Raw genomic sequence first — 1329 nt, 5'->3', positions numbered from 1 at the left:
GCGCCGGTCCGCCCCACGGCGGTTTCCTGCGGCGTTTCGCCCGGCGTCGCCGCGTCTTGTGCCGCGCATGGCGCGGGCCGGACGCGCCGCGACGAAACAAGCAACCACCGCCCTTCCCGCTCGCCCCGGAAGAGAGCACCACGATGACGCCCAACGACAGACAAAAACTCCGGGAACGGATCGTCGCCGATCTTGCCCGCATCGCGCAGGACATCGAGGCCCTGAAGGAACTGACCAAGCCTGTTCCCCCCGGCGCGGATGGCATGGACGAAGTCTCGCGCATGGACGCCATCCAGAACAAGAGCGTCAACGAGGCCGCCCTGGCTCAGCTGCGCAACCGTCAGGTGGGCCTGGAATACGCCCTGAAGCGCATCGACGAGGACGACCCCGACTTCGGCTTCTGCGTGGAATGTGGCGACCCCATCCCGCTGGCCCGGCTCATGGCCATGCCCGAGGCCAGCCGCTGCGTGAACTGCGCCGACTGATCCCCGCCCGCGCCCTTCGTTCTCGACCCTGACGGGGCATCGACCCTCGACGGACTACCTACGGGACGACGCCATGCCGCACGCACCCCTTGCCCTTGCCTGGCAGCGCCTGCCGCTGTGGTTGCGCATTCGCCTCGTGCACGGCAGCGTGGGGTCCGTCCATCGGCTGCGTTGCGCGGCCGACGCCATCACCCGCTCGCAATCCCCCGCCACTTCACCCGACCACCACACCGGCTCCGCCCCGCGTGACGCCCTGCTGCGCATCGGCCGCGAACTGCTGCTGGCCGCGTGGGAAGACGACCCCTGCAACGGCCAGTTGGCCGGACAGGTTCTGCTGCTGCATCAGCGCATGCCCTGGCTGCACCCCGCGCTGGCCGCGCTGCTGGCCGCCGTGCACGGGGCCTGGCGGCGGCCCGCCGACCTTGCCCGCTACGAACGGCTGGCCGCCCAGGCAGACTGGGTGCGCCTGCAACGCCATGTGGATGACGAGCGCCAACGCGAGCCGGACAACCTGTTCTGGGTGCAGCAGGCCGTGGCCGTGGGCGAACTTTCCGGCGACCTGGACTGGCTGGAGAGCCACCTGCACCGGGCCGCAGCCCCGCTTGCCCCGTCTGGCCTGTCTGGCCCGTCAGGTGCATCTGGCGCGTCTGGCGCATCTGGCCCGTCTGGCACAGCCGGAACCGGCTCGCCTCTCGCCCCGCTTTTCGACCATCTTCACGGCTGCCTCGCGGCCAACCGCGCTTCCGCCTGCGCGGGGCTTGCTGATGGCGGGGCCACCGCCGCCCGCCACCATGACGCCGCACTGAACCGTTTTCGCGCCGCCGCACTGGCCGTGTCCGGCCTG

At 71.0% G+C, this 1329-nt stretch carries 1 protein-coding gene and 1 pseudogene; both read left to right on the top strand.

The window, feature by feature from the left end; all coding sequences use genetic code 11:
- Positions 1-143: 143 nt before the first annotated feature.
- Complete coding sequence (locus FVW27_RS16000) at positions 144-485, top strand: TraR/DksA family transcriptional regulator (RefSeq protein ID WP_167127024.1); 342 nt, start codon at positions 144-146, stop codon at positions 483-485.
- A gap of 73 nt (positions 486-558) precedes the next feature.
- Positions 559-1329 (top strand): annotated as a pseudogene (locus FVW27_RS15995) (glycosyltransferase family 2 protein); the annotation flags it as partial.

The organism is Nitratidesulfovibrio liaohensis, assembly GCF_011682075.1.
In the GTDB taxonomy this organism is placed as follows: Bacteria; Desulfobacterota; Desulfovibrionia; order Desulfovibrionales; family Desulfovibrionaceae; genus Cupidesulfovibrio; species Cupidesulfovibrio liaohensis.
Note: the sequence above shows the minus strand (reverse complement) of the source record. Positions and strands in the feature narration are given on the sequence as shown.

What these genes read in the sequence shown, in the direction of transcription:
- FVW27_RS16000 (WP_167127024.1), top strand. Translation starts at nt 144, where the DNA reads ATGACGCCCAACGACAGACAAAAACTCCGGGAACGGATCGTCGCCGAT.